Genomic DNA, 26,031 nt, shown 5'->3' with positions numbered 1-26,031 from the left:
CAGACACACGGTCGAGTTGAGAGAGGTCGGCACAGTTAAGGGTGCCGGACTATAACGATCCTTGTTCTACCGCGTGATCCTGCGGCTAGATCAGGATCCCATCCACTCCTTCTGGCCTATAACCCACAGGGGTTATGTAGCGGCGAGGATGCACCATTGGGGTTCATGCCAGCCTGACCGGACCTGCCTCGGGATGTGCGGAGTCTCATGAAGTGACGGGATCGGAGCCCGTCACTGATTGCAGTGTCAGCAGGCTGACGTCTGGGCGCTGGTCTGTAGTGCCTGTGGGTCGAGGGCTGCGGAGAGCATCGCGAGGATCTCGGGCACGATGGCGTAGTAGGCCCATTTGCCGCGCTGCTCGCGGGTGACCAGCCCAGCATCGACGAGCTGCCTCATGTGATGGGAGACCGTGGGCTGGGAGAGCCCGACGGGTTCGGTCAGGTCGCACACGCACGCTTCCCCGCCAGGCTGCGCCGCGATCATCGACAGCAACCGAACCCGGGTCGGGTCGCCGAGCGCCTTGAACATCCGCGCCAACTGCTGGGCATCCTCGACAGCGAGCACCCCGCCGGTGACCGGAGCACAGCACCCACCCGCATCAGTGGTGATCATCGGCAGTGAAGTAGTCACGCCCCTAATCCTACGCCACGTATTGACAACTGTCGATGCATCGACGAGCATCAATACGTTGATCGAGCGTCCACCCGACCGAATGGAGCACGTCATGAGTGAGAACACTGAGCTGCGCGAGCAGGTCCGCGCCCGCTACGGGCAGGCCGCGACCGCCGTGACCAGCGGCACCCGCAACGCCGACCTGCTGGCCGAGGAGACGCCCGTGGGCTCGTGCTGCGCCAGCACGCCTGCTGCCGAGGGGACCGATTCGGGTTCGTGCTGTGCTCCGACCGAGCGCAGCTTCGGCGCGGGCCTCTATGACGATGCGACCGTCGCCGGCCTGCCCCTCGAAGCGGTCGAAGCGAGCCTCGGCTGCGGCAATCCGACTGCGGTCGCCGAGCTGCATGAGGGTGAGCGGGTGCTCGACCTCGGCTCCGGCGGCGGCATCGACGTGCTTCTCTCCGCCCGCCGTGTCGGGCCGACCGGGTTCGCCTACGGGGTGGACATGACCGACGAGATGCTCGCGTTGGCCGAGAAGAACAAGACAGAAGCCGGAGCGGAGAATGTCGAGTTCCTCAAGGGCACGATCGAGGACGTGCCGCTGCCGGACGGGTCGGTGGATGTGGTGATCTCGAACTGCGTCATCAACCTCTCCACCGATAAGCCGGCCGTGCTCGCTGAGATGTTCCGCGTCCTTACCCCGGGTGGGCGGATCGGGGTCTCTGATGTCGTCGCCGAAGACCGTCTCACCCCGGCACAGCGGGCCGAGCGCGGCTCCTACGTCGGCTGCATCGCCGGAGCCCTCTCACGGTCGGAGTACCTCGACGGGCTTGCCGAGGCCGGGTTCACGGATGCGAGCGTGGAGTTCACCCACGAAGCCGCCGACGGAATGCACGCCGCGATCATCCGCGCCACCAAGCCCACCCACTAACCCCGCCCGCAATCGAGAGACCGAGGAGATCAAGCAGTCCGATGCCCTCACCCCAGAACACCACCAGCACCGCGACCCCGACGCAGGCCCCGGCCGCGAAGCGCCTGTCGACGTTGGACAAGTGGCTGCCGGCCTGGATCGGCCTGGCCATGATCACCGGCCTCCTCCTCGGCCGGTTCGTGCCCGCTCTCTCCGACGTGCTGCCCCGGATGGAGATCGGCGGGATCTCGGTGCCGATCGGCCTGGGTCTGCTGGTGATGATGTACCCGGTGCTGGCGAAAGTCCGCTACGACAAGATCGCCGCCGTGACCGGCGACAAGCACCTTCTCGTCTCCTCCCTGCTGCTGAACTGGCTTCTCGGCCCCGCGGTGATGTTCGCCCTCGCCTGGATCTTCCTCCCGGACCTGCCCGAGTACCGCACCGGCCTCATCATCGTCGGTCTCGCACGGTGTATCGCGATGGTCGTGATCTGGAACGACCTGGCCTGCGGCGACCGGGAAGCGACCGCGGTGCTGGTCGCGATCAACTCCGTCTTCCAAGTCGTGATGTTCTCGGTGCTCGGCTGGTTCTACCTCACGATTCTCCCCGGCTGGCTCGGTCTCGACACTCAGGGGCTGGACGTGTCGGTCGGGCAGATCGCCCTCAATGTCCTCGTCTTCCTCGGCGTGCCGCTCATCGCCGGGTTCGCGACCCGGTGGATCGGCGAGAAGCGTAAGGGTCGGGCCTGGTATGAGGCGACCTTCGTTCCTCGGATCGGGCCGTGGGCGCTGTATGGGCTGCTGTTCACGATCGTGTTGCTGTTCGCCCTCCAGGGCGAAGCGATCACACAGAATCCGCTCGATGTCGCCCGGATCGCTCTGCCGCTGCTGGTCTACTTCGCGCTTATGTGGTTCGCAGGCCTCTTGCTCGGCAAGAGCCTTGGCCTCGGCTACGCCCGCTCTACGACGCTTGCGTTCACGGCGGCGGGCAACAACTTCGAACTTGCCATCGCCGTCGCCATCGGCACGTTCGGAGCCACCAGCGGGCAGGCGCTGGCCGGGGTGGTCGGGCCGCTGATCGAGGTGCCCGTCCTCGTCGGCCTCGTCTACGTCTCCCTCTGGACCGCCCGCCGCTGGTTCCACACCAACCCCTACCAAGCAGAAACCGGAGCATCATGACCGCCCAGCCGATCCCGATGGTCTTGTTCGTCTGCGTCCACAACGCCGGACGCTCCCAAATGGCCGCCGCCTGCCTCACCCGCATCGCCGAGGGCCGAGTCGAGGTCCGTTCCGCCGGCTCCGAACCTGCCGACCAGCTCAACCCCGCCGTAGTCGAAGCGATGGGAGAAGTGGGTATTGACATCACCGCGGAACGTCCGAAGCTGCTCACCATCGATGCCGTGCGAGCCGCGGACGTGGTCATCACGATGGGGTGCGGGGATACGTGCCCGATCTTCCCCGGCAAGCGCTACGAGGATTGGCAGCTCGACGACCCCGCAGGGCAAGGCCTCGACGCCGTGCGCACCATCCGCGACGACATCGAGGGCCGGGTCCGTAGCCTCGTCGATAAACTGACCTGAACTTCGGGTCGCGCGGCGCAGTTGCCGGGTGCCGAGTTGTTGAACCATCGGTGCGGACACTGCAGGCTCGGGTGAGCGGCTGGGCGAACAGCAGCATGAAGAGGCCGATGATACGGGCGTAGAGCAGGATCGAATCGTCGTGCAGGAGGGCGCCAAAGTGGCGCCAGCGATCGGCGTCATCCTTGGTGACGTTCGCGGTCGTGGGGCTGGGGTTCTTCACGAGGACGCGGACGTTGATGCAGGAGACTCGCTCGTTCGATGATCACCCATTCCGCGGCCCGCTTCCGATGCTCGATCGACATGCTGCGGTGCAGGTGGAGGGTGTGCTTGGTCATCGCATTCACGCTTTCCTCGAGCCGGCTGGTCGTTTCAGGGCCGCCGGCGGTTACGCAGTTGACGTGGTGTTCGCGGCGTTGGAGCACTGTGAGAAGGTTGGCCCGGCGAAGCCGGTCGTAGGTGTACCACCACCCACCCCCGGGTCGCTTATGCAGAGATCCACGACAACGAGAAGGGTGCCACCGCCGCCGGCGTCCTCGAACGAGCGATCGCGACCCTGCGGAGCTCGATTCCGCGAGGGCGGGTGCGCGAGGTGGCAGGGGTCGCCGCCGAGCGTCTCGGCAACACCGCCGCGGTCACGCGCTCCTCCTACTCCGATCCGCGGTTGCTCGCGGAGATGGACCGCCGCTCTGAGAGGTTTCCGGGCGCCTTGTCGGGCCGCCAGCCGCGCCACACCGGCTGACGGAGGTTGCCGCCCGCCGTGCGACCCTTGGAGATGACTTCCGCCACGAGCTCCGGGCGCACCCAGTGGGCGTCGCGCCGTACTTCGGCAGGCGCTTCGGCGGCGGGCTCGTCGCACTCGAGCGGCGTGAGGAGCTCTCGGATCGTGCGGCGCTCCGCCGTCGAGAAGCCGGTGCCGACGCGACCGGCGTAGCGCCAGGCCCCTCCGTCCGCCCTGCGGTCGGCGAGGAGGAGCGAGGCGAAGCCCCGCGCGTCCGACGGGCTGTCCCGCCAGCCCATGACCGCGACCTCCTGCGTGTCGATCAGCGGGAACTTCCGCCAGTCGTCCGAGCGGATCCCGGAGCGGTACGGGGCCTCCCACCGCTTCGCCATGACGCCCTCGAGCCCGAGGCCGCGGCTCGTCTCCATCGCATCGGACGGCTCGCCCGCGAAGACCTCGGGCAGGGCGACGGGCACGCCGGGCGCCTCCTCGACGACGGATTCGAGCAACTCGCGGCGCTGCCGGTAGGGCAGCGCCCGGCAGTCCTGGCCGTTGACGCTCAGCACGTCGAACACCAGGAATGAGGCGGGAGCCTCCCGCCGTGCCCGCGCGATGTCCGCGTGGTCGCTCAGCCCGAAGCGGCGTTGCAGCCGACTGAAGCTGGGCGCTCCGTCGGTGCCCAGTGCGACGATTTCGCCGTCGAGCACGGCCTGCTCGCCGTTCACCGCCGCTGGCAGCGTCGCGAACTCCGGGTACGCGGGTGTGAGATCGGAGTCGGATCGGCTGCGCAGGTTGCAGCGCTCCCCGTCGACGATGGCGATCGCCCGGATCCCGTCCCACTTCATCTCGAACGCCCACTCCTCGGGGTCGAGCCGCGGCAGCGCGGCAAGGACCCCGCGCTCGGAGAGCATGGGTGCGAACTCGGTCTGGCGACCCGGCGCGCCTCCTCGGGGCCGAGTGTCGGGGACGACGGATCGTGTGCTGCCTCGCCCCGATCCGCGCCCGGTTCCGTCCCGATCCTCCATGAGGTGGATCATCCAGCGCGGCTTCCCGCCGACCTCGCCCGCCCGGAATAGCGCGAAGCGCCGCGTGCCGCCGAGGCCTCCTCCGGGACCACCGGTCAGCGTCGCGATCACCTCGTCGTCGCGCCACTTCTCCAGCTCGTACTCTCCCTCGTCCCAGATACGCACGTTCCCGGCGCCGTACTCGCCGCGCGGGATGTCGCCTTCGAAGTGCCGGTACGACATGGGGTGGTCCTCCGTTGGCACCGCGAGATGGTTGACTGCGGGGTCCGTCGGAACCCCTTTCGGCAACGCCCAGCTCACGAGCACGCCGTCGTGCTCCAGTCGGAAGTCGTAGTGCAGTCGGCGTGCGTCGTGGCGCTGGATCACGTAGACAGGTTTAGAGCGGGGCGCGTCGATCGCCCTCCGCGTCGCCGTCGCCCGGCTCGGGCACGGGCTCGGGGGTTCTACGGGCGTCGCGCTTGGATCGGTAGGTCCGCAGGCGGTCGGGCGGCTGATCCGCGCCGAGCAGCGCCGCGAGCGGATCGCCCCGCTTCTCCACCCGGGCCAGCACCTCGTGGAACTCGAGTTGCTTCAGGTGCGGGGAGGCGAGCTCGCGCCAGCTCCGCGGCGCTGCCACGGTCGGTGCGATTCGCCCGCGCAGCGAGTACGGCGCAACGGTGGTCTTCGACGCGTTGTTCTGGCTCCAGTCGAGGAAGACTTTGCCGGGCCGCAGCGCGCGCTTCATAGCGCTCGTGATGTCGTCGGGATGGTCAGCCTCGAGGGAGCGCGCCAGCTCCTTGGCCAGCGCGGAAGCCTGATCGGAGGTCAGCGAGCCGTCGAGGGCCGCGTAGAGGTGGATCCCCTTGCTGCCGCTCGTCACCGGTATCGCGGGAAGGTCCATGTCGCGGAGGATGTCGCGGACGAGGAACGCGACCTGCGCGCACTCGCGCAGCATCACACCCTCACCGGGGTCGAGGTCGAATACGAGCCGGTCGGGACGGTCGGGCTCGCCGTCGGCGTCGAAGCGCCACTGGGGCACGTGGATCTCGAGCGCGGCGAGTTGGGCGAGCCATACGAGCGTCGCGCGGTCGTCGACGAGCGGGTAGGTGTTGATGTGATCCTTGTGCTGGATCCGGCCGGTCCGCACCCAGTCGGGCGTTCCGTCCCCGAGGTCTTTCTGGAAGAAGGAGTCGCCCTTGCCGTCCTCGCCGACGCCGTCGGGCCACCGCTTCCGGGTTGCGGGGCGGTCGCGACAGTGGGGCAGCATCGTGGGGGCGATCGCGCCGTAGTACGCGATCACGTCCTGCTTGGTGGCACCCGTCAAGGGGTAGAGCACCTTGTACGGGTTCGAGATGCGGATCCGCCGCCCGCCGATCTCGACCGTCTGATCCTGCTTCCTGGTCATCTCTACACGATGGCGGCTGTCGGGCGCAAGCAGTAGACCTTTGACAGTCGCGTGAGCTCTACTGTAGGCATGAGAGCGATCTGGAGCGGAGCGATCACCTTCGGGCTCGTCAACGTGCCCGTCAAGCTGTACAGTGCGACCGAGGACCACGACGTGGAGCTGCACCAGGTGCACGATCGGGACGGCGGGCGGATCCGCTACGAGCGGCACTGCGAGATCTGCGGTGAGGTCGTGCCGTACGAGCACATCAACCGCGCCTACGTCGACGAGGAGGAGACCGTCGTCCTCACGAAGCAGGATCTCGCGTCAATCCCGCAGGAGAAGGATCGGGAGATCTCGGTCGTGGAGTTCGTGCCGAGCGCGCAGATCGATCCGCTGCTGTTCGAGCGCAGCTATTACCTGGAGCCCTCGGGGAAGACGACGAAGGCGTACGTACTGTTGCGTCGCACCCTCGAGAAGACCGAGCGCACGGCGGTCGTGCAGTTCGCTCTGCGCCAGAGGACGCGCCTCGCCGCCCTGCGCGTGCGGGGCGAGGTGCTGCTGCTGCAGACACTGATGTGGCCCGACGAGATCCGCGAGCCCGCCTTCCCGTCGCTCGACCAGCGGGTGCGGATCTCTGCGAAGGAGATGCAGCTCTCGGCGGCGCTCGTGAAGAGTTTCTCGGACGATTTCGAGCCCGGGCGCTTTCACGACGAATACCAGGAGCAGCTGCGCAATCTCATTGAGGCGAAGCGGCGTGCGGGCGACGCGATCGACACCGAGGAGACCTTCGGGGAGACGGAAGCGTCGGGCGGCGAGGTCATCGACCTCATGGAGGCGCTCAAGCAGAGCGTGCAGCGCTCCCGTGCGAAGAAGAAGCCGGGAGCGCGGAAGAAGTCTGACAAGCCGCAGGCGTCGCACCGCAAACGAGCGTAGGGACCGGGCGCACGGCTATCCGCACTCCACCCTGAGGCGAAGCGCGGATTGCTGTTTCCCGTCTTCCGCTTCCCATCTCGTCGCGGAAGCGGGAGCAGCATCGGTGCGACCCGCGACTAGTCTCCGAACTCGCCGCTCACGTCGGTCGGGCTGTCGAAGTCGCGGTCCGGCAGGCCGTCCAGGGCGTCGAGCACGTCGTCGTCGGCGCCAGCCTTCCGCGCGGCGCTCACGAGGTCCGACTTCCCGGCGGGGTAGTCGACCCCTCCGAGGTACTTCTGAAGCTGGATGGGATCGGGCTGCTCGCTCATGAGCATCTCCTCTCGTCTCGGGGTGGATCTGGTGGATCCAGTGGATCGGACGGACTGTGAGGCGGGGCGCGGATCCGGCGGGATCCGATTCGGGTGGATCAGAGCGCGTGGGATCGGGATACAGCACCTCGCTCGCCTCGACGCGCCGGTCGGTGACGGTCGTGGGGGCCTCCAGGTGCACGGCGCCGCTCGGGAGTATCCCGGCCCCGCCCGTGCGTTCCATCACCCGCTACTGCGCCACGCGGTCCTTGCCCGCGTGCTGCGGCGGCAACCGGGACCAGAAGGCGAAGTCCGCCTCCGCCAGTCCGTGTTCTCCAAGCTCGGAGCAGATACTCCGGTCCGCCGCCTCCTCTGCAGCGCCGGCCCCGCCCAGCCGCGTCTCGCAGCGGCTGCTGCGCTGCGAGAGCGCGGGGGCGAGGATGACGGAGAAGGAGAGCTTAGTCAGCCGGGGAGTCGGGGGAGACCTCCGAGGATCCGGTCTCGTCGTCGCGTCGGTCTCCGTGATGCTCATCCGATCCCCCTCCATCCGCCTCTTCGCGTTCGCGGTCAATCCGCACCTGTCGTTTCGACTCCTCGGTGTCGGGACCGCCGGGCGTCGAGGTGGCCGGCCCTGCGGGAGTCGCGCCGCCCTCGTCAGCCCAGTCCGAACCCACCCGATCGTCGAGCGCTGGATCGCTCGTCACGTCGTCTTCGGCCTTCTTGCCGCGGCTGCCCTCCGTGGAAGCCGTTCCCTCCCCCTCGCCAGGCTGCTCCGACTTGCCGGAAGGTCGCTCCTCCCGATCGTCCCTAGCGTGCTGCGCTGCCATCGCTCACTCCGTCCTGCGGCGGCTGCCGCCTACGACAAGACCGTAGACGAGCAACACCACGATTGAGCCGCCGATCGCGAGCAGCCAGGTCTGCAGTGACCAGAACTCTTGTAGGTCCACTCCGAAGAGCACGCCGCCCAGCCATCCGCCGAGCATCGCACCGACGACCCCGAGCAAGAGCGTCACGAACCAGCCCCCGCCCTGCCGACCCGGCAGGATTGCTTTCGCAATCGCGCCCGCGATCAGGCCGAGTACGAGAAATGCTAAGAAACTCATGTTTGTGCTCCTTTCGGCCGAGCGAGGATCACCCGGTGGTCCGACGGTATCCGCGCGCGACGGCTGCGATCCAGGGGCTTGCTTCGCGGAAACGAATGGAGTACTGCGCGATAGCGGCCACCCAGGCGCGGTCGTCGTACGTAAGCTGTTGACCGCGCACGCGTGGCCCGGGTTCGCGGTGGATTGTTGTGGTCGGCGCATGCGGAGTGATCGTTCTTTTCATCGCGATCCTCGTGAGATCCCGGCGTTCCGACGCACAGGATTCCACGCGACCCACGCGATCTCCGTGTAGGCCTCTGGCACGGCCCGAGACCGCCTCTCGCGGTGAACGGTGATCATCTGGATGAGGTATTGTCATTGAGTTGGGAGACTCTGTCAACGTTCGCATCTGTGTGAGCGTTTGGAGCGTCTCCGAAGCGAGATCTTCGATCAGTACGACGAGAGGGAACAATGGCCGGCGCGCGTGTGACATGGAACGGTGGAGTGCAGCAGGAGGCGATCGATCTGCTCGCCGAGGGCGGCAAGATCGTGGTCTGCCCCACGAAGGTCGGATACATCATCCTCACGACCGACCGTGCCAGCCTGGAGCGCAAGTTCGAGGTCAAGAACCGTGCGCGCAACAAGCCCGGCGTCGTACTCTGCGGCTCGATGGAACAGCTGCGCACCATTGCTCAGTTGACGCCCGAGATCGAAGAGTTCTACCAGAAGCACTGGGACCAGGACGTACTGATGGGCTGCATCGTTCCATGGAGCGAGGAAGGGAAGGCACTGATCCCCGATGACGGCTCGCAGGAGCTGATGATGGATGAGCGCGGCACCAGCTGCTTCGTGATCCGCTTCGGTACTCCCGGTGAGAACATCGCGCGCGAGCGCTGGGAGAACGGTCGCGGCTTCACATTCGCCAGCTCGGCGAACCCGTCGGGCAAGGGCAACCGTGGCCTCGTCACGGGTATCGGTGAGTCGATCGAGTCGAACGCCGACCTGATCATTGAGGGCGACGAGTACGTCGCCTCGATCCAGCCCGACAAGACCGTTGAAACCCGCTACGAGCAGGGCGTCATGGTCTCGTTCGTCGACCGGGAGGGCAATCTCGTGCCTGAGCAGAAGGGGGAGCGCTCGGTCTCACCGGCGCCCGTGCTCATTCGCAAGGGCCTCGACCTGCCGCAGATCCTCGTCAACCTCTCCGACAGCTTCAACAGCTGGGACTACCGTCACGGCGAGTACTACTGATCGGCAGTCGCCGGCGGCGCCGGCGATCGGGAGCGAGCAGATATGAACGAGAACCCCTCTGAGGCGGTATCGGGCGTGCAGGCATCGGACGCGCAGGCTTCGGACGCGCGCGCCTCGCAGCCCCGCACGCTGGCTCAGAAGCTTTGGGACGCCCACACGGTCGTGAAGGGTGAGGGCGGTCAGCCCGACCTGATCTACATCGACCTTCACCTGATCCACGAGGTGACGAGCCCGCAGCCGTTCGACGGCCTGCGGATGGCGAACCGGCCGCTGCGTCGAGTCGACCTCATGCTCGCGACCGAAGATCACAACACCCCGACCGTCGAGATCATGCGCGAGATCGAAGAGCCGACCAGTCGGCTGCAGATCGAAACGCTGCGTCGGAACGTCGAGGAGTTCGGCGTGCGCGCGCACCCGCTCGGCGATGACGAGCAGGGGATCGTTCATGTGGTCGGCCCGCAGCTCGGTCTTACCATGCCCGGCATCACGGTCGTATGCGGCGACAGCCACACTTCGACTCATGGTGCCTTCGGTGCGCTGGGATTCGGCATCGGCACGAGCGAGGTCGAGCATGTCATGGCGACCCAGACCTTGCCGCTGAAGCCGTTCAAGACGATGGCAGTCAACGTCGAGGGTGAGCTGCGGCCGGGGGTCACGGCTAAGGACGTCATTCTTGCGGTCATCGCGAAGATCGGCACAGGCGGCGGGCAGGGCTATGCCATCGAATACCGTGGTTCGACGATCCGCAGTCTCTCGATGGAGGGGCGCATGACGATCTGCAATATGTCGATCGAAGCAGGCGCGCGTGTCGGCATGGTTGCGCCCGACGAGACCACCTTCGCCTATGTGAAGGGTCGCCCGCACGCGCCGAAGGGTAGCGACTGGGAGGAAGCGGTCGCCTACTGGCGCACGCTGCCGACCGATGACGATGCGGTCTTCGACCGCGAGGTGTTCATCGACGCGAATGAGCTCGAGCCGTTCGTCACCTGGGGGACGAACCCGGGCCAGGGAGTCCCACTCGGTGAGAGCGTGCCCGATCCATCATCATTCGAGGACGCCACCGATCGCGCCGCCGCTGAGCGGGCGCTCGAGTACATGGAGCTCGAGCCTGGCACACCGATGAAGGGGATTCCGGTCGATACCGTGTTCATGGGTTCGTGCACGAACAGCCGTATCGAAGACCTGCGTGCGTTCACGGAGATCATCAAAGGAAAGCAGAAGGCCGAAGGCGTTCGGCTGATGGTCGTGCCGGGTTCAGCCCGGGTGCGCCTCGACGCCGAAAAGGAGGGCCTCGATCGTATCGTCGAAGAGTTCGGCGGTGAATGGCGGTTCGCGGGCTGCTCGATGTGCCTGGGAATGAATCCGGATCAGCTGACGCCCGGCGAACGCTGCGCATCGACTTCGAACCGCAACTTCGAGGGGCGCCAGGGCAAGGGTGGGCGCACTCACCTCGTGTCGCCGCTCGTGGCCGCTGCGACAGCGATCCGGGGAACGCTGTCGAGTCCGTCCGACCTGGCAGCCGATGCGGCGCGCGGTATTACGCACGATGCCGACCCGATCCCAGAGGGCGAGCGCCGATACCGTACTCGGCTGCCGATCGCCCCGTTTACTCGCGAGTCGGAGAGGAGCCAGTCCTGAGCATGGAAAAGTTCACCACTCTGACCGCGGTCGCGGCGCCCCTGCGTCGATCGAATGTCGATACCGACCAGATTCTTCCCGCCCAGTTCTTGAAGCGCATCACCAAGACCGGGTTCGAAGACGCGCTGTTCTTCCACTGGCGGCAGGATCCCGAATTCGTCATCAACCGCCCCGAGTTCTCGGGTGCCGGCGTGCTCATCACCGGTGCTGATTTCGGTACCGGCTCATCGCGCGAGCACGCCGTATGGGCGCTCCGAGACTTTGGGTTTCGCGTCGTCGTCTCTCCGCGATTCGGCGACATCTTCCGGGGGAATGCGGGGAAGCAGGGGCTGCTCGCGGCAGTCGTCGAAGAAGCGGACGTCGAGCGGCTCTGGGACGAGATCGAGCGCACTCCCGGCATCGAAGCTACGGTCAGCCTTGAAGACCGTACAGTCTCCGTCGGGAATACGACGGTACCCTTCGAAGTTGATGACTACACCCGCTGGCGTCTCCTGGAAGGACTCGACGACATCTCCCTGACTCTGCGCAACGAGCAGGCGATCGCCGATTTCGAGGCGCGACGCCCGAGCTGGATGCCCACCACCACACCTTTGGAGACTGCGTGAACACTCCCGATCACGAGCACGGCGGAGACGGACCCGAGAACACTGGTTCGCAGGGCGAGGACGGCCTGAAGAAGGACGCGCAGAAGGCGGGCGCACGGGTCGGCCTGACCAGCGATGAGATCATCATCAACGGTGGTCGTCCGCTGCGTGGCCGCATCGAAGTGCGCGGCGCCAAGAATTTGGCACCCAAGGCGATGGTCGCAGCGCTCCTCGGCAAGTCTGCGAGCGTGCTGCGCAATGTGCCGAACGTCTCAGACATCCGAGTCGTCGCGGGCCTGCTCGCGCTGCACGGCGTCCTCATCACGCGCGGCGAAGATCCGGGCGAATGGCACCTCGACCCGTCGAACGTCGAGATCGCCCATCACGCCGACATCGACGCGCATGCCGGATCCTCACGGATTCCGATTCTCTTCTGCGGCCCGTTGCTGCATCGCCTCGGCGAAGCCTTCATCCCCGATCTCGGCGGGTGCCGTATCGGCGATCGTCCGATCGACTTCCACCTCGAGGCGCTGCGCAAATTCGGGGCCGTAGTCGAGAAGTTGCCGAGCGGCATCAGTCTCACCGCACCGAACGGTCTCACCGGTGCAAATATCGAACTGCCCTATCCGTCGGTCGGCGCGACTGAGCAGGTGCTGCTCACGAGTGTGCTGGCCAAGGGGCAGACGGAGCTGCGCAACGCGGCGATCGAACCCGAGATCATCGACCTCATCTGCATTCTGCAGAAGATGGGCGCGATCATCACGGTTGAGCCCAATCGGGTCATCTTCATCGAAGGCGTCGACGAACTCCGCGGCTACGATCACCGCGCGATCTTCGACCGCAATGAGGCCGCCAGCTGGGCGTCCGCCGCGCTTGCGACCAGGGGCGATGTCTTCGTCGGCGGGGCGCAGCAGGAAGAGATGATGACGTTCCTCAACGTCTTCCGCAAGGTCGGCGGCGACTTCGACGTGCACGATGACGGCATCCGCTTCTACCACCCGGGCGGAGACCTCAAACCGGTCACGATCGAGACGGACGTGCACCCCGGGTTCATGACCGATTGGCAACAGCCGCTCGTCGTCGCGCTCACCCAGGCGCAGGGCGTCTCCACCATTCACGAGACCGTCTACGAGAACCGCTTCGGCTTCACGAGCGCCCTCAACAAGATGGGCGCGAACATCGAGGTCTTCAAAGACGGGCTGCACGACGAGTATCGTCGCGTGAACCGCCGGGAGTTCGAGCAGGCCGCTGTGATCACCGGCCCCACGCCGCTCACCGGAGCCGAGATCGAAGTGCCCGATCTGCGGGGGGGCTTCAGTTACCTCATCGCGGGTCTCACCGCCGAAGGACAGACGAGGGTCACGAACCTCGGCATCATTTCCCGTGGCTACGAGAACTTCATCGAGAAGCTGCGTCTCCTCGGCGCCGACTTCGTCTTCGAGGGTTGAGAACCGAGAGATAGCAGTGAGACGCGCCGCCGCGCGGAGGAATTTCCCCGTCGGCATGCCGTCTCCGGAATAATTGATCCCATGCAGCAGACGGTGAAGCTTCGGAGTCGGTCCTCGGCGGAGAAACGCCGTCCCTCCATGTTCTGGCTCCTGGCGGCACTGATCCTGCCGCTGTGGTCCCTCATGGTGCGATACCGATTCACCTCGAAGTCTGCGCTGCCGCAGTCCGGCCCGTTCATCCTGGCGCCGAACCACTACAGCGAGATCGATCCGATCGTGATGGGAGCCGGAGTCTGGCACCTGGGGCGACTGCCTCGGTTCATGGCGAAGGCCAGCCTGTTCAGGGTGCCTGTGCTCGGCGCCCTGTTGCGCTCATCGGGTCAGATTCCGGTCGAACGCGTTGGTGCGGGGCGCGGAGGAGCGAGTGCGAACCCGATGGGTGCCGCGGGTGAACTCATCGAGCGTGATGCCGGAGTCATCGTGTACCCCGAAGGCACTCTCACCCGCGATCCTGATCTCTGGCCCATGCGCGGCAAGAGCGGCGCGATTCGACTCGCACTCGAATCCGGGATCCCTCTGATTCCCGTCGCGCATTGGGGCACGCAGCGACTCATGCCGCGATATGGAAAGCGCATCCGGCCGTTCCCACGGAAGACCATCCACATCTCAGTCGGTGAGCCGATCGACCTCTCCGCATTCGAAGGCAAACCGCTTGACCAACGCACGGTCTCTGGGGCCACCGACCTGCTCATGGTGAAGATCACCGAATTGCTCGCCGAACTGCGCGGCGAAACTCCTCCTGAAGAGCGCTGGGACCCGGCCAAGCATCAGCAGAGTGAAACGGGCAGGTTCTGATGGTCACGAAACCCGTCGCCATCGTGACCGAGAGCATGCAGCGCAACCGCGGGCGCAAGGTCGCGGTGATCGGTGCTGGCAGTTGGGGCACCACCTTCGCGAAAGTGCTTGCAGATGCCGGATGCGACGTCACCCTCTGGGCGCGACGGCATGAGGTCGCGCAGGAGATCCAGGTCGCCAAGCGCAATAGTCAGTATCTGCCTGGCATCAATCTGCCGAAACCCCTGAAAGCAACGGCTGACCTCGCCGAGGCGCTGCGTGGTCGCTCACTCGTATTCCTCGCCGTGCCCAGCCAGACGCTGCGTCAGAACCTGCTGGACATCGAACCATACCTCGAGTCGCGCAGCGTGCTCGTCAGCCTGGTGAAGGGCGTCGAGCGCACCACGACAATGCGCATGTCCGAGGTCATTGCCGACACCCTCGATCTCGGCCCCGAACGAATCGGCGTGATCTCGGGCCCGAACATCGCCCTCGAGATCGCGAAGGAGCAACCGACGGGCGGCGTCGCTTCCTGCGCTGACTTCGAGGTTGCGCAGGAGATCGCGACCGCCTGCTCGACATCGTACTTCCGGAGTTACGTGAGCACCGATGTCATTGGCACCGAACTGGGCGGAGTATTGAAGAACCTCATCGCCTTGGCCATTGGCATCGTCGACGGGGTCGGCTACGGGCAGAACACGAAGGCTGCGATCATCACACGCGGACTCGCAGAGATGACAGAGTTCTGCATCGTCTCAGGAGCCGACCCGACCACGATGACCGGCCTCGCGGGCCTCGGCGACCTCATCGCGACCTGTCAGTCTCCGCTCTCGCGCAACAACACCGCGGGTCGACTCATCGGCCAGGGGTACACGCAGGAGGAGACCAAAGAGCAGATGCAGCAGACGGCCGAAGGCATCACCTCCGTGCCGCCCGTGCTCGAACTCGCTCGCGAACGCGGCATCTCCATGCCGATCGTCGAGCAGGTGCAGATGGTACTGCAGGGGCGCATGGCTCCGAAGAACCTCGGCCCGCATCTCGCGACCGAAGACGACGTGCCGCAGCCCGAGATGCAGCTCGGCGGCGAGAAGATCGGTGCGTGGCGTCGATTCATGAACCGTATGAAGGGAAGCGTCGAGTGAGCGATCAGAGCGGACAGACCGATCACCGAGGCATCGAGCACACGACTGGGGTTCACACGACTGGGGTTCCGCAGCCCGACGGTCGGCGCACGGTTGCGATTCTGTTCGGTGGCCGCTCCAGCGAACACAGCATCAGCTGCGTTACGGCGGCCGGCGTTCTGCGCGCAATCGACCGGACGAAGTTCGACGTCTTGCTGGTCGGCATCACGAAGCGTGGCGCTCACGTGCTGTTGGCAGAAGACGATCTCGCCGGCTTCGCACTCGACGCGGCAGCCCTGCCCGAAGTCGTCGACAACGGTACTCGGGTACTGTGGCCCGCGTCGATCGATACCCGTGCGCTGACGGTCGTGGACCAGAGCGGATCGCTGCGCGGGCTCGGACACGTGCATGCGGTGCTGCCGATGCTGCACGGTCCGTACGGCGAAGACGGCACCGTGCAAGGCATGCTCGACCTGGTGGACCTGCCGTACGTCGGCAGCGGCGTCCTGGGCTCAGCGCTGTGCATGGACAAGCACGCGGTGAAGACGGTGCTCGCCGACGCGGGGGTACCGGTCGCGCCGTGGAGAACGGTGACGGAAGACGAAGTTCTGCGCGACCCCAGCATCGTCGCGACCCTCGACGAGGGCCTCGACTATCCGCTATTCGTGAAGCCCGCCAGAGCGGGTTCCAGCGTCGGGGTGAGTCGGGTCACCGAATCCGCTCACCTGGCCGCGGCGCTTGAGACGGCGTTTGCCGAGGACCGTACGGTGCTGATCGAGTCCGGTGTGTCTGGCCGTGAGATCGAGATCGCCGTGCTGCAGGGCCGCGGCGGCGCTCGGCCGCGCACGAGCAGCGTGGTGGGTGAGATCGCCGTCACCGGTCGCGAATTCTATGACTTCGCAGCAAAGTACCTCGGCGCCTCGGGCATCGAACTCTTGCTGCCGGCCGACGTCACCGACGCCGAGTACTCCGCGATCGCCGAGGCGGCCGTGCGGTCCTTCGAGGTTGCGCAGTGCGATGGCCTCGCCCGCATCGACTTCTTCCTCACCGACTCCGGTCCGGTGTTGAACGAGATCAACACGCTGCCAGGCTTCACACCGATCTCGATGTACCCGCGTCTCTGGGAAGAATCTGGCCTCGCCTATACCGAGCTCATCACGGAGCTCATCGAGCTCGCGCTTGAGAAGCGCCCAGCGTACTGAGCGCACACCGCGACTACAGTTCGAGCGTCTCCGCGAGACTCGTGCACTGCCGTTCCTGAGGAAGCAGCTTCGCGATCTCGCCAAGGTCGACGGTCGCCTCGGTACCGCTTGCCAGTTCAGAATCGACGATGACCTCGAGCCCGGGTGAGCGCCCATACGCTTCGAAACGGTACAGCGGAGGATTCGAACGGTCGATGATCCAATCCACGCCGTTCACATTCACGCAATCATCGGTCGTCGGCCCGCTGGGCTCGATCCCGCATCGCAGCAGCACACCGGCCGGATCGCCCCAGGCGCCGGTCGACTGAGCGTTGGTTTCGCGCTTGTCGAAACCGGCCACGGACTGCGGCAGACGTACGATGACATCGGCGCAGGCCGGATCGTTGGCGTCCTCGGCCGCCTCCATCGGCACGGTCCCCGCACAGGCGGTCAGCGACGCAGCGAGGCCGAACGCACCGAGCAGCGCGGGGACGACGCGACGTACTGATCGAATGCGGTGAGAACAGCGAGTGACGGGCAATGAATCCACGTCAGCAGCCTACTCCGGCAGGCCTGGGGATCTGCGAAGCCAAGCGTGGGAACGCGGCGCGGGGCGGCTCGGCAATCTGAGATGCCGGGCCTGGGGTCTGTCGGTAGATTGGTGGCGTGGTGAGTGACGGAGCAGGGGAAACCATCGGGCGCCTCGGTGAAGGCGGCACGCTGGCGAGGGTGCTCTCTCGGCTCTCTGCTGCGAAGGCTGCCGCACTGGGTCCCGGCGATGACTGCGCTGTGCTGCGTACGCGGGGTGACACGGTGGTGAGCAGCGACACGATGATCGAGGGTCCTGATTTCCGTCTCGCCTGGCATTCCGGTTTCGAACTCGGTTGGAAGCTCGCCGCGACGAATCTGTCGGACGCCGCAGCCATGGGAGCCAGGCCGATTGCTCTGACGGTGTCACTCGCCGCACCCACAGAGACCCCGATCGCGCTGTTCGAGGAGATCGCGCGCGGGCTGGATGCCGCCTGCGGCGAGCTGGCGCCCGGCTGCGGAGTGGTCGGAGGGGATCTCGGACGAGCTCCGCAGCTGATCGCCGCGGTGACCGTGCTCGGTGACCTGGAGGGGAGACCCGCAGTGACTCGCTCAGGTGCGAGGCCTGGCGACGTCCTCGCCTATGCGGGGGACCTGGGTCTCGCGGGAATCGGTCTGTCGTTGCTCTTCGAGCACGGTATCGAGGATGGCGGTGCCGCCCATGGCCGTTGTCTTGACGAGCTGCGGCGAGACCACCCGGTGGAGCTCGCTGCGCAACTCGCGCCGGCACCGCCGATACTCGCGGGCGTCGCCGCGGCCGAGGCCGGGGCGACGGCTATGCTCGACGTTTCGGACGGACTCTCCGTGGACGCCGCGCGCCTCGCCCGGGCAAGCGGTGTCGTGCTCGACTGCGACTCTTCGCGGTTGCTGGAGGGCTTCGGCGAACAGCGAGGTGCGACTGTACCGCTTCCGGCGATGCTCTCCGGCGGTGAGGATCACGGGATGCTCGCCACGTTCCCGCCCGATGTCGACCTGCCGGAGGGCTTCATGCGGATCGGTACCGTGCGCGCGTCCGATGCTCGGGCTGCCGCCGGGGCACTGCTCCTCGATGGCGCTCCACTGGTACCGCGAGGCTGGGATCCGTACACGGTGCGGCTGCCGGGCCTGCACTCGTAAGTTGGACGGCGGTCTCAGACGCGATCCGTGAGTCGGAGCGCCGCCCACAACTCGGCGCGCGCATCGGGGGAGTCGAGGTCGCGCTGCAGCAGTGCGCCGGCGGTGCGGATCCGGGACTTCAGGGTGTGTCGGTGTACGCCGATCTCGGTTGCTGCCGGTGAAAGCTGGCCATGATGCGCGAGCCACGCACGTACGCTCTCTTCGATGCGATCGTCGTGCCGTAGATCATGCTGGGTCAAGGGGGCCAGCAGCCCCTCTGCGCGGCGTCGGGCCTGGGGAAGGTCGTCAAGGAGACGAAGGACTCCGTCGTGCAATGCAGGTGCATAGTGCACGGTCGTTGCATGCTCTGACTTCCGGGCGTGATCCAGCGCTCGATCCGCCTGTTCGAGCAGCTCTGCGAGCCTGCCCATCCCGCCACGCTCGGAGATGCCCATCGGCACTCCATGGTTCTGCATGATGCGTTGGATCGTTGGTATGTTTCTGGCTTCGCCGACAATGACGGGTCGGTCGTCGAGTGTCGCAACGATGAGCCCCGTGCTTCCGGCCTCGAAAGAATGGAGGTCCTCTCCGAAGAGCGGATCGGATGTCGGATCGTACCGGGCCGCGACGAGCGGATTCGTGGGGAGGCGCTCGAGTACACCGATCGACACGTCATGAGCGAGATCGGTCTCGCCGGCGAGCAGCAATCGAAGCACTGCCGAGCGCAGCGCGGCCTCGGAATCAGCGATGCCGGTGCGGTGCTCGAGCTGTACTGTCGCGAGTGCGGTCAGCAGGCCGAGCAGGAGGCGTTCGGCGTTGTCAGGTGTGCCGGCATCCTCGACGACGAGTACGCCGAGGATCTGTCCGTGCCGACCAAGGACATGCATCTGCAGACCCGAGGCATCCTCTGCAGTGCTGCTCGTAGGTGTGTCGCTGGGCGTCCTGCTGGCCGTCGTTCGCGCACCAATCCGCCCCGAACGCGCGCCGCGCTCGATCAGTCGCCTGGCTTCCCGGCGAACTCGATCTGCGCCGACCGTGCCACGGGCTGAGTTCGGCTCGATCTCGATGATCCTGCCGGATCGGTCGGTCACCGCCACCCATCGGCCGAGCCGGTGCGCTGCTTCACGGAGGGCGGCCGCCAGACCGCCGTGCTGCAGCGACGCGTTGGTCACTGCGCGTTGCGACGCAAGCGACCAGGCGTCGCGGGCGTGGACCAGGGCATCGATCAGTCTCGCCGCCGTCTGAACGATCGAGATGAACGACGTGTCGTACGAGACGCGGAAGAGGGGGAGACCGAGTCGGTCGCAGGCCGAGATCAGCTGCTGCGGCACGCGCTCCCACTGCAGTCCGATGGCGATGCCCAGCGCTGTTGTGCCCGCGTCGACGAGTCGTTGCACGTAGGTGTCGAAGGTCTCCTGCGTGTCCTCCCAAGCAAGGCGTACGCCGCTCGTCAACAGCACAGTACGTGGCGTGAGAAACGGAGTCGGATCTTCGAGCTCGCTGACGTGGACCCAGCGCACCGGGCGTTCGGCGACGTCGTCGGCCAGGCCGGCCACGAGTACGAGCCCCAGGTGGTACTCGCGGAGCAACGAACCCAGCTCGATAGTGGGATGTTGTCCCGGCACTGTCGGCTCCGGCCGTGTCGGTGCGGGCCCTGGGCCGGGCGCAGTGGCGAGTTCGGAGCCGATCTCGGCGGCGGGGTCGTGTTCAGTGCTGGCGCCGTGGACTGGGAATGGAACGATCTGATCCTGTGCCATGCATGTGTACCCTTCTTCGACCAACGCGCTGTGCCAGTCTGGCGAATGTTTATCCTGCCTTTCACCAGTCTGGCACAGTGTGCTTGAGGTGGACAGAGTTAGGGTGAACACGTATCCGAAACCGCGATTCCGCGGTGCAACCCACGTCAAGGAGAGACGCATGACCGAGATCATCGGCGGCCCTTCGCTGCCTCAGGAGCGCAAGCTCGTCACCAGCATCCCGGGCCCGAAGTCCCAGGAGATCATCGCGCGCAAGAACGCTGCGGTCGCAGCGGGCGTCGGTGCCGCACTCCCGATCTCGGTGGTGGCAGGCGGCAATGGCGTACTGATCGACGCCGATGGCAACTCGCTCATCGACCTCGGTTCGGGCATCGCAGTCACCGGCGTGGGTAACTCGGCTCCGCGCGTCGTCGAGGCCGTGCAGCAGCAGGTCGCGCAGTTCACGCACACCTGCTTCACAGTGACCCCGTACGAGGGGTACATCGCGGTCGCCGAGAAGCTCAACGAACTCACCCCCGGCGATTTCGAGAAGCGTTCTGCGCTGTTCAACTCGGGCGCCGAGGCTGTCGAGAACGCGATCAAGATCGCACGCCACTTCACGAAGAAGAACGGCATCGCGGTGTTCGATCACGCGTACCACGGCCGCACCAACCTTACGATGGGCATGACCGCGAAGAACATGCCGTACAAGGATGGCTTCGGCCCGTTCGCACCCGAGGTCTACCGGGTTCCCACCTCGTACCCGTTCCGCGATGGCTTGAGCGGTGCAGAAGCCGCCGAGGTCGCGCTGTCGCAGATTGAGAAGCAGGTGGGGGCAGCGAATCTCGCGGCGATCATCATCGAGCCGATCCAGGGCGAGGGCGGATTCATCGCGCCGGCAGAAGGTTTCCTCCCCGCGCTGCAGGAGTGGGCGGCGGCCAACGATGTCGTCTTCATCCTCGATGAGGTGCAGACGGGCTTCGCGCGCACCGGCCAGATGTTCGCTGCCGAGAACGAGGGCGTCGTTCCCGACCTCGTGACGACTGCCAAGGGCATCGCGGGCGGTCTCCCGCTGTCGGCGGTCACGGGTCGCGCCGAGATCATGGACTCCGCGCACTCCGGCGGACTGGGTGGCACCTACACGGGCAGCCCGATTGCATGCGCCGCAGCACTCGCGACCATCGAGACCTACCAGGCCGACAACCTGCTCGAGCGCGCTCGTGACATCCAGTCGACCATCACAGAGGTATTCACCGAGCTGCAGAAGACGGACGATCGCATCGGCGACATCCGAGGCCGCGGCGCTATGATGGCGATCGAGCTCGTCGAGTCGGGTTCGAAGCAGCCGAACGCCGCGCTGACTTCGGCTGTGGCAAAGGCCTGTGCCGAGCAGGGCGTACTCGTGCTCACCTGCGGCACCTACGGCAATGTGATCCGCTTCCTGCCCGCGCTCACCATCTCTGATGAGCTGCTGCGCGACGGACTGCGGGTCGTCGTCGAGGCGATCTCGTCGAACTGATCCCGAAAGGAACATTGATCATGGCACTGAAGCAGAATGAGCAGGATCTGCTCGACCGCGTGCAGAGCGGCCTCGGCATCGGAGGGGAGTGGCAGGCTTCGGCGACTGGCGCCACCTTCGATGTGCAGGATCCCGCGACAGGTGAGGTCATCAAGTCGATCGCGGATGCGACCGTCGAGGACGCGGTGCGCGCACTCGATGCAGCAGTCGAGGCACAGGACTCCTGGGCGGCGACCTCGTCGCGCGAGCGCTCCAACATCCTGCGCCGTGCGTTCGACCTGCTCATGGAGCGCAAGGAAGAGTTCGCGCTGCTCATGAGCATGGAGATGGGCAAGCCCATCGCCGAGGCGCGCGGTGAGGTCGGTTACGGCGGCGAGTTCTTGCGCTGGTTCTCGGAAGAGGCCGTCCGCGTGCACGGCGACTACCGTCAGAATCCGGAGGGTACCGGCAACATCGTCGTGTCGCACCTGCCTGTCGGGCCGTGCTACTTCATCACGCCGTGGAACTTCCCCCTTGCGATGGCGACTCGTAAGATTGCTCCGGCTCTCGCCGCCGGCTGCACCGTCGTCATCAAGCCTGCCGCGCTGACGCCGCTCACCACGATCTTCTTCGTGCAGCTGCTCGAGGAGGCCGGGCTGCCGAAGGGCGTCGTCAATGTGGTGCCGACCTCGAAGTCGAGCGCTCAGTCGAGCGCGCTGCTCTCGGACACCCGCCTGCGCAAGCTCTCGTTCACCGGGTCGACCCCGGTCGGCGTCAAGCTGCTGGAGGCGGCGGCGCAGAACGTGCTGCGCACCTCGATGGAGCTCGGCGGCAATGCGCCGTTCATCGTCTTCGAGGATGCGGATCTCGACCGCGCCGTCGAGGGGGCACTGCTCGCGAAGTACCGGAACATCGGTCAGGCCTGCACCGCGGCGAACCGCATCATCGTGCACGAGTCGGTTGCCGATGAGTTCGCACGACGTGTCGGTGAGAAGGTTGCCGAGTTCACGATTGGCCGCGGCGCTGAGGAAGGCTACGACATCGGAGCGCTCGTCGATGCGAACGCCGTCGAGAACTCCGCACGGCTCGTCGCCGACGCCGTCGAGAACGGCGCGGAGGTCGTGACCGGTGGTCAGGCGATCGACGGACCAGGCCATTTCTTCCAGCCCACCGTCGTCGACAAGCTCAGCCCGCAGTCGGCGATCATGCGCGAGGAGATCTTCGGGCCGGTGCTCGGCATCATCCGATTCTCCACGGAAGAAGAAGCCGTCGAGATCGCGAACAACACCGAGTACGGTCTCATCAGCTACGTGTTCACCGAGAACATCCACCGTGGCCAGCGGATGATCGAGAAGCTCGAAAGCGGCATGATGGGGCTCAACACCGGCCTCGTCTCGAATGCGGCGGCACCGTTCGGAGGCGTGAAGCAGTCGGGTCTCGGCCGTGAGGGCGGAGCCGAAGGCATCCAGGAGTTCCTCTCGAAGAAGTACACTCTGCTGCCGCGCAACTAGAGCCGCAGATCTTCGGCGAGGCCGGTTCCCTACTCGGGGCCGGCCTCGTCCGTGTTCGGGGTGGGCTCGCCCGTGTTCGGGTTGGGCTCGCCCGTGTTCGGACTGGGCTCGTACCACCAGAGCGCCGTCTCTCCGTAGCGTTTCGAGCGGAGCGGAACGAGGCCCGCTGGCAGTGCGGGTTCGGGGGAGCGGCTGCTGCGTTCGACGAGTACGACCGCACCTTCGCCGAGCAACGGCACGATGGCCGCGAGGTTTGCAGTGAGTTCGACCTCGCCGAGATCGTAGGGCGGGTCGAGCAATACGACATCCCAGTGTGCGACGCCGGGGTCGCGTTGCACCTGTCCGCGAGAGCGATCGACTGAGGCATTTCCGTCCAGATACCCCTGCACGGACTGCCGCACGACTTCGATGCGCGGGGCGGGGCCGCTGCTTCCACTTGAGCCGCGTGTGAACGCGCCGAGCACGGTGCGCGTGTTGCGCTGCGCGACCTGTGCGGCTTGCGCGTGCCGTTCGATGAGCACAACCTCTGCGGCGCCGCGACTCGCGGCCTCCAGGCCGAGCGCGCCGGACCCGGCATAGAGGTCGAGTACCCGAGACCCGTCGAGCAGGCCCCAGGACTCGAGTGCGGAGAAGATCGCCTCCCGCACGCGGTCGCTCGTGGGGCGGGTGCCGGACTTCGGTACCTCGAGGCGTAGGGACCCGGCGGCGCCTGCGATGATTCTCGTCACCCGACGAGGGTAGCGCGTCTACGCGGTCGGTGTCAGTGCTCACCGATACCCTGGATCGCATGACCGCAGTCACGCTCGACGCCCGCCTCGACGGCGTCGTCGGCGCGCGCACTGCGAAGCCGTTCGCCCGTGCGTTCGAGGTGCACACGGTCGGCCAGTTGCTCATGCACCTGCCCCGCCGCTACTCCCGGCGCGGTGACCTGACTCCGCTCATGGGCTTGCCGCTCGGCGAGCAGATCACGGTCATAGCGCAGGTGCTCGACGTGCGGCAGCGGCAGATGCAGCGCCGCCGGGGCAGCATCCTCGAAGTGCGCATCACCGACGGCGACGGCACGCTGACGCTCACGTTCTTCAACCAGCCTTGGCGGGCGAACGAGCTGCAGTCCGGCCGTCGAGGGATATTCGCCGGGAAGGTGAGCGAGTACCGCGGGGCCTTCCAGCTGCAGCATCCAGAATACGAGCTGTTCTCGGACAGCGACGGGCCGCCCGGCGGCGATCGGCTCGACGCTGCCGCGGCCATGGCTTGGGCGGAAACGCCCGTGCCGATTTACCCTGCGACCGCGCAGTTGCCGAGCTGGACGATCCAGAAGACGATGGGAGTCGTGCTCGACCAGCTCGGGCAGGTCGACGATCCGCTCCCCGAAGAGCTCCGGCGTGCCGAGGGCATCGTGCCATTGGGCCTTGCCTTCGACCTCGTGCACCGACCCAAACGTGAGGCCGACTATCGCGAGGCACGGCGCAGCCTGCGCTTTCGCGAGGCATTCGAATTGCAGCTCGCGCTGCTCGACCGCCGCCGTCGGGCGGGGCTTGCCGCAACGACTCCGCGCCCCGCCGGTGGCTCGCTCGTTGCCCGCTTCGACGAGGCGCTGCCGTTCGACCTCACGGGTGATCAGCGCCGCGCGGGGGCCACCATCGAAGCGGAGCTCTCTGCCGGCCACCCCATGCACCGTCTGCTGCAGGGTGAGGTCGGTTCCGGCAAGACCCTGGTCGCGCTACGGGCGATGCTGCAGGTGGCAGACTCCGGGGGGCAGAGCGCGCTGCTCGCCCCTACCGAGGTGCTCGCGGCTCAGCACTTCCGCTCGGTCGTGGAGGCACTCGGCCCGCAGCTCACGGCCGACCTGAATCCGGTGCTGCTCACCGGGAAGATGCCGGTCTCCGAGCGCAAGCGAGCGTTGCTGTCACTCGCCTCGGGGTCGTCGCGCATCGCGCTGGGCACGCATGCGCTGTTCAGCGACGACGTCTCGTTCTACGACCTCGGGTTCGTGATCATCGACGAACAGCACCGATTCGGTGTCGATCAGCGCGAAGCACTCCGGCGGAAGGGCGATGAGCCGCACGTGCTGGCGATGACGGCCACACCGATCCCTCGCACTGTTGCGCTGACCGCCTTCGGCGACCTCGAGGTCACCACGATCCGCGAGCTCCCTGCCGGTCGGCAGGGCATCGAGACGTTTTCGGTGCCCGAAGTCGAGATGCCGAAGCGGGCTGAACGCGTGTGGGCGCGGGCGGGTGAAGACATCGCGGCCGGTCGCCAGGTGTACGTGGTGTGTCCCGCGATCGACGCGACGCGCCGGGAGGCGGGTGAACCGGAGCCGGAGGAAGCCGAAACGGTGGGTCGGGCGGAGGCCGGCGATCAGCGCCCGCTCGCGAACGTCGTAGACACTGTTGCCGAGTTGCGTGCCCGGCCCGAGTTCGCTGGCGTAACGATCGAAGCGCTGCACGGTGCCATGCCGCCCGCGGAGAAGGACCGGGTGATGACCGCGTTCGCGGACGGAGACATCGACATGCTGGTCGCGACCACCGTCATCGAGGTCGGCGTGAACGTGCCGAACGCCTCCATCATGATCGTCCGCGATGCTGATCGCTTCGGAATCTCCCAGTTGCATCAGCTGCGCGGTCGTGTCGGTCGCGGCGAGCACGCGGGCCTGTGCCTGCTCATGACTGCCGCCGAGTCCGGCAGCCTCGCCCGGGAGCGCATCGAGGCGGTCGCGGCGACGGGCGATGGCTTTGTGCTCGCCGAAACCGACCTCGAGCTCCGTCGTGAGGGAGACATCCTCGGCACCGCGCAGTCCGGAGGGAGATCGACACTGCGATTGCTGCGCGTCGCCGAGCACGGAGAACTCATCGAGCATGCCCGCACGGTTGCGGGCGACCTGCTCGATCGCGATCCCGAACTCGTGAGCGCCCCGGGCCTCGCAGCCCTGCTGGTGATGGAGCAGGCGATCGGCGTGCTCGACAATCTCGCGAAGTCTTAATGACGGTACCGAGGTACTACGTGCCCGGTACCGGCGGGTGATCCCACGAGC

26 protein-coding genes are annotated in these 26,031 nt (G+C 66.4%); 15 read left to right on the top strand and 11 right to left on the bottom strand.

Going from position 1 to position 26,031, the window contains the following annotated elements; all coding sequences use genetic code 11:
* Positions 1-246: 246 nt before the first annotated feature.
* Positions 247-630, bottom strand: coding sequence for an ArsR/SmtB family transcription factor (locus ACUYV6_RS05040; RefSeq protein ID WP_449277545.1), 384 nt, complete (start codon positions 628-630; stop codon positions 247-249).
* 94 nt (positions 631-724) lie between these two features.
* Here ACUYV6_RS05040 and arsM point away from each other — a divergent pair, with 94 nt between their 5' ends.
* From arsM to ACUYV6_RS05025, 3 genes are read left to right on the top strand one after another with little or no spacing between them, the layout of a single operon-like run.
* A complete protein-coding gene (gene arsM, locus ACUYV6_RS05035; protein WP_449277544.1) occupies positions 725-1,543 on the top strand; it encodes an arsenite methyltransferase in 819 nt (272 codons plus the stop codon).
* A gap of 41 nt (positions 1,544-1,584) precedes the next feature.
* Positions 1,585-2,700: an ACR3 family arsenite efflux transporter gene (gene arsB, locus ACUYV6_RS05030; protein WP_449277543.1), complete on the top strand. Its 1,116-nt coding sequence runs from the start codon at positions 1,585-1,587 to the stop codon at positions 2,698-2,700.
* The gene (locus tag ACUYV6_RS05025) at positions 2,697-3,101 is read left to right on the top strand and encodes an arsenate reductase ArsC (protein ID WP_449277542.1); all 405 of its coding nucleotides are present in this window, start codon (positions 2,697-2,699) and stop codon (positions 3,099-3,101) included. The genes arsB and ACUYV6_RS05025 overlap by 4 nt, the downstream gene beginning before the upstream one ends.
* A 176-nt stretch (positions 3,102-3,277) precedes the next feature.
* Here ACUYV6_RS05025 and ACUYV6_RS05020 read toward each other — a convergent pair whose 3' ends face one another.
* The 3 genes from ACUYV6_RS05020 to ligD (ACUYV6_RS05010) form a co-directional block, all read right to left on the bottom strand.
* A complete protein-coding gene (locus ACUYV6_RS05020; RefSeq protein WP_449277541.1) occupies positions 3,278-3,436 on the bottom strand; it encodes a hypothetical protein in 159 nt (52 codons plus the stop codon).
* Between the two features lie 310 nt (positions 3,437-3,746).
* A complete protein-coding gene (gene ligD / locus ACUYV6_RS05015; RefSeq protein ID WP_449277540.1) occupies positions 3,747-5,210 on the bottom strand; it encodes a non-homologous end-joining DNA ligase in 1,464 nt (487 codons plus the stop codon).
* A 10-nt stretch (positions 5,211-5,220) separates the two neighbouring features.
* A complete protein-coding gene (ligD, locus tag ACUYV6_RS05010) occupies positions 5,221-6,228 on the bottom strand; it encodes a non-homologous end-joining DNA ligase (RefSeq protein ID WP_449277539.1) in 1,008 nt (335 codons plus the stop codon).
* Positions 6,229-6,297: 69 nt separating this feature from the next.
* Here ligD (ACUYV6_RS05010) and ku point away from each other — a divergent pair, with 69 nt between their 5' ends.
* A complete protein-coding gene (gene ku, locus ACUYV6_RS05005) occupies positions 6,298-7,143 on the top strand; it encodes a non-homologous end joining protein Ku (protein ID WP_449277538.1) in 846 nt (281 codons plus the stop codon).
* Positions 7,144-7,259: 116 nt separating this feature from the next.
* Here ku and ACUYV6_RS05000 read toward each other — a convergent pair whose 3' ends face one another.
* The 4 genes from ACUYV6_RS05000 to ACUYV6_RS04985 all read right to left on the bottom strand — a co-directional run bounded on the left by ACUYV6_RS05000 (position 7,260) and on the right by ACUYV6_RS04985 (position 8,756).
* Positions 7,260-7,451: a DUF2795 domain-containing protein gene (locus ACUYV6_RS05000; RefSeq protein ID WP_449277537.1), complete on the bottom strand. Its 192-nt coding sequence runs from the start codon at positions 7,449-7,451 to the stop codon at positions 7,260-7,262.
* 437 nt (positions 7,452-7,888) lie between these two features.
* On the bottom strand, positions 7,889-8,257 hold the full coding sequence (locus ACUYV6_RS04995; protein WP_449277536.1) for a hypothetical protein: 369 nt from the start codon (positions 8,255-8,257) through the stop codon (positions 7,889-7,891).
* A gap of 3 nt (positions 8,258-8,260) precedes the next feature.
* Positions 8,261-8,533 carry a GlsB/YeaQ/YmgE family stress response membrane protein gene (locus tag ACUYV6_RS04990; RefSeq protein ID WP_449277535.1) on the bottom strand — a complete coding sequence of 91 codons (273 nt, stop codon included), beginning with the start codon at positions 8,531-8,533 and terminating at the stop codon, positions 8,261-8,263.
* 28 nt (positions 8,534-8,561) lie between these two features.
* Complete coding sequence (locus ACUYV6_RS04985; RefSeq protein ID WP_449277534.1) at positions 8,562-8,756, bottom strand: hypothetical protein; 195 nt, start codon at positions 8,754-8,756, stop codon at positions 8,562-8,564.
* Between the two features lie 227 nt (positions 8,757-8,983).
* On the opposite strand from ACUYV6_RS04985, the gene ACUYV6_RS04980 reads away from it, so the two are divergent.
* From ACUYV6_RS04980 to ACUYV6_RS04950, 7 genes are all read left to right on the top strand, one after another.
* The gene (locus ACUYV6_RS04980; RefSeq protein ID WP_449277533.1) at positions 8,984-9,763 is read left to right on the top strand and encodes an L-threonylcarbamoyladenylate synthase; all 780 of its coding nucleotides are present in this window, start codon (positions 8,984-8,986) and stop codon (positions 9,761-9,763) included.
* Between the two features lie 42 nt (positions 9,764-9,805).
* Complete coding sequence (leuC, locus tag ACUYV6_RS04975) at positions 9,806-11,401, top strand: 3-isopropylmalate dehydratase large subunit (protein ID WP_449277532.1); 1,596 nt, start codon at positions 9,806-9,808, stop codon at positions 11,399-11,401.
* Between the two features lie 2 nt (positions 11,402-11,403).
* Positions 11,404-12,006, top strand: coding sequence for a 3-isopropylmalate dehydratase small subunit (gene leuD / locus ACUYV6_RS04970; protein WP_449277531.1), 603 nt, complete (start codon positions 11,404-11,406; stop codon positions 12,004-12,006).
* Between the two features lie 65 nt (positions 12,007-12,071).
* Positions 12,072-13,433 carry a UDP-N-acetylglucosamine 1-carboxyvinyltransferase gene (gene murA, locus ACUYV6_RS04965; protein ID WP_449277568.1) on the top strand — a complete coding sequence of 454 codons (1,362 nt, stop codon included), beginning with the start codon at positions 12,072-12,074 and terminating at the stop codon, positions 13,431-13,433.
* Between the two features lie 81 nt (positions 13,434-13,514).
* Entirely contained in the window at positions 13,515-14,288 is a 774-nt protein-coding gene (locus tag ACUYV6_RS04960) for a lysophospholipid acyltransferase family protein (protein ID WP_449277530.1), read from the top strand.
* Positions 14,288-15,409 carry an NAD(P)H-dependent glycerol-3-phosphate dehydrogenase gene (locus ACUYV6_RS04955; protein ID WP_449277529.1) on the top strand — a complete coding sequence of 374 codons (1,122 nt, stop codon included), beginning with the start codon at positions 14,288-14,290 and terminating at the stop codon, positions 15,407-15,409. Before ACUYV6_RS04960 ends, ACUYV6_RS04955 begins: the two co-directional genes overlap by 1 nt.
* 32 nt (positions 15,410-15,441) lie before the next feature.
* The gene (locus ACUYV6_RS04950) at positions 15,442-16,590 is read left to right on the top strand and encodes a D-alanine--D-alanine ligase family protein (protein ID WP_449277567.1); all 1,149 of its coding nucleotides are present in this window, start codon (positions 15,442-15,444) and stop codon (positions 16,588-16,590) included.
* Positions 16,591-16,603: 13 nt separating this feature from the next.
* Here ACUYV6_RS04950 and ACUYV6_RS04945 read toward each other — a convergent pair whose 3' ends face one another.
* A complete protein-coding gene (locus ACUYV6_RS04945) occupies positions 16,604-17,119 on the bottom strand; it encodes a DUF3515 family protein (RefSeq protein WP_449277528.1) in 516 nt (171 codons plus the stop codon).
* A 119-nt stretch (positions 17,120-17,238) separates the two neighbouring features.
* Here ACUYV6_RS04945 and thiL point away from each other — a divergent pair, with 119 nt between their 5' ends.
* A complete protein-coding gene (thiL, locus tag ACUYV6_RS04940; protein ID WP_449277566.1) occupies positions 17,239-18,273 on the top strand; it encodes a thiamine-phosphate kinase in 1,035 nt (344 codons plus the stop codon).
* A 14-nt stretch (positions 18,274-18,287) separates the two neighbouring features.
* Here the strand turns inward: thiL and ACUYV6_RS04935 are convergent, their stop codons facing one another.
* Positions 18,288-20,009, bottom strand: a complete 1,722-nt coding sequence (locus ACUYV6_RS04935) for a PucR family transcriptional regulator (RefSeq protein WP_449277527.1) — start codon at positions 20,007-20,009, stop codon at positions 18,288-18,290.
* A gap of 160 nt (positions 20,010-20,169) precedes the next feature.
* On the opposite strand from ACUYV6_RS04935, the gene gabT reads away from it, so the two are divergent.
* Both gabT and ACUYV6_RS04925 read left to right on the top strand, forming a co-directional pair.
* Complete coding sequence (gabT, locus tag ACUYV6_RS04930; protein ID WP_449277526.1) at positions 20,170-21,507, top strand: 4-aminobutyrate--2-oxoglutarate transaminase; 1,338 nt, start codon at positions 20,170-20,172, stop codon at positions 21,505-21,507.
* Between the two features lie 20 nt (positions 21,508-21,527).
* Positions 21,528-22,997, top strand: coding sequence for an NAD-dependent succinate-semialdehyde dehydrogenase (locus ACUYV6_RS04925; RefSeq protein WP_449277525.1), 1,470 nt, complete (start codon positions 21,528-21,530; stop codon positions 22,995-22,997).
* 29 nt (positions 22,998-23,026) lie between these two features.
* Here ACUYV6_RS04925 and ACUYV6_RS04920 read toward each other — a convergent pair whose 3' ends face one another.
* Positions 23,027-23,725 (bottom strand): RsmD family RNA methyltransferase, encoded by a 699-nt coding sequence (locus ACUYV6_RS04920; RefSeq protein ID WP_449277524.1) that lies wholly within the window; start codon positions 23,723-23,725, stop codon positions 23,027-23,029.
* 59 nt (positions 23,726-23,784) lie between these two features.
* On the opposite strand from ACUYV6_RS04920, the gene ACUYV6_RS04915 reads away from it, so the two are divergent.
* On the top strand, positions 23,785-25,980 hold the full coding sequence (locus ACUYV6_RS04915) for an ATP-dependent DNA helicase RecG (protein ID WP_449277523.1): 2,196 nt from the start codon (positions 23,785-23,787) through the stop codon (positions 25,978-25,980).
* The last annotated feature ends 51 nt before the right edge of the window (positions 25,981-26,031 follow it).

The sequence above is a fragment of the Leucobacter sp. GX24907 genome, from assembly GCF_053567335.1.
Note: the sequence above shows the minus strand (reverse complement) of the source record. Positions and strands in the feature narration are given on the sequence as shown.

What these genes read in the sequence shown, in the direction of transcription:
- arsM (WP_449277544.1), top strand. Translation starts at nt 725, where the DNA reads ATGAGTGAGAACACTGAGCTGCGCGAGCAGGTCCGCGCCCGCTACGGG.
- arsB (WP_449277543.1), top strand. Translation starts at nt 1,585, where the DNA reads ATGCCCTCACCCCAGAACACCACCAGCACCGCGACCCCGACGCAGGCC.
- ACUYV6_RS05025 (WP_449277542.1), top strand. Translation starts at nt 2,697, where the DNA reads ATGACCGCCCAGCCGATCCCGATGGTCTTGTTCGTCTGCGTCCACAAC.
- ACUYV6_RS05020 (WP_449277541.1), bottom strand. Translation starts at nt 3,436, where the DNA reads ATGACCAAGCACACCCTCCACCTGCACCGCAGCATGTCGATCGAGCAT.
- ligD (WP_449277539.1), bottom strand. Translation starts at nt 6,228, where the DNA reads ATGACCAGGAAGCAGGATCAGACGGTCGAGATCGGCGGGCGGCGGATC.
- ku (WP_449277538.1), top strand. Translation starts at nt 6,298, where the DNA reads ATGAGAGCGATCTGGAGCGGAGCGATCACCTTCGGGCTCGTCAACGTG.
- ACUYV6_RS05000 (WP_449277537.1), bottom strand. Translation starts at nt 7,451, where the DNA reads ATGAGCGAGCAGCCCGATCCCATCCAGCTTCAGAAGTACCTCGGAGGG.
- ACUYV6_RS04995 (WP_449277536.1), bottom strand. Translation starts at nt 8,257, where the DNA reads ATGGCAGCGCAGCACGCTAGGGACGATCGGGAGGAGCGACCTTCCGGC.
- ACUYV6_RS04990 (WP_449277535.1), bottom strand. Translation starts at nt 8,533, where the DNA reads ATGAGTTTCTTAGCATTTCTCGTACTCGGCCTGATCGCGGGCGCGATT.
- ACUYV6_RS04985 (WP_449277534.1), bottom strand. Translation starts at nt 8,756, where the DNA reads ATGAAAAGAACGATCACTCCGCATGCGCCGACCACAACAATCCACCGC.
- ACUYV6_RS04980 (WP_449277533.1), top strand. Translation starts at nt 8,984, where the DNA reads ATGGCCGGCGCGCGTGTGACATGGAACGGTGGAGTGCAGCAGGAGGCG.
- leuC (WP_449277532.1), top strand. Translation starts at nt 9,806, where the DNA reads ATGAACGAGAACCCCTCTGAGGCGGTATCGGGCGTGCAGGCATCGGAC.
- leuD (WP_449277531.1), top strand. Translation starts at nt 11,404, where the DNA reads ATGGAAAAGTTCACCACTCTGACCGCGGTCGCGGCGCCCCTGCGTCGA.
- ACUYV6_RS04960 (WP_449277530.1), top strand. Translation starts at nt 13,515, where the DNA reads ATGCAGCAGACGGTGAAGCTTCGGAGTCGGTCCTCGGCGGAGAAACGC.
- ACUYV6_RS04955 (WP_449277529.1), top strand. Translation starts at nt 14,288, where the DNA reads ATGGTCACGAAACCCGTCGCCATCGTGACCGAGAGCATGCAGCGCAAC.
- ACUYV6_RS04935 (WP_449277527.1), bottom strand. Translation starts at nt 20,009, where the DNA reads ATGGCACAGGATCAGATCGTTCCATTCCCAGTCCACGGCGCCAGCACT.
- gabT (WP_449277526.1), top strand. Translation starts at nt 20,170, where the DNA reads ATGACCGAGATCATCGGCGGCCCTTCGCTGCCTCAGGAGCGCAAGCTC.
- ACUYV6_RS04925 (WP_449277525.1), top strand. Translation starts at nt 21,528, where the DNA reads ATGGCACTGAAGCAGAATGAGCAGGATCTGCTCGACCGCGTGCAGAGC.
- ACUYV6_RS04915 (WP_449277523.1), top strand. Translation starts at nt 23,785, where the DNA reads ATGACCGCAGTCACGCTCGACGCCCGCCTCGACGGCGTCGTCGGCGCG.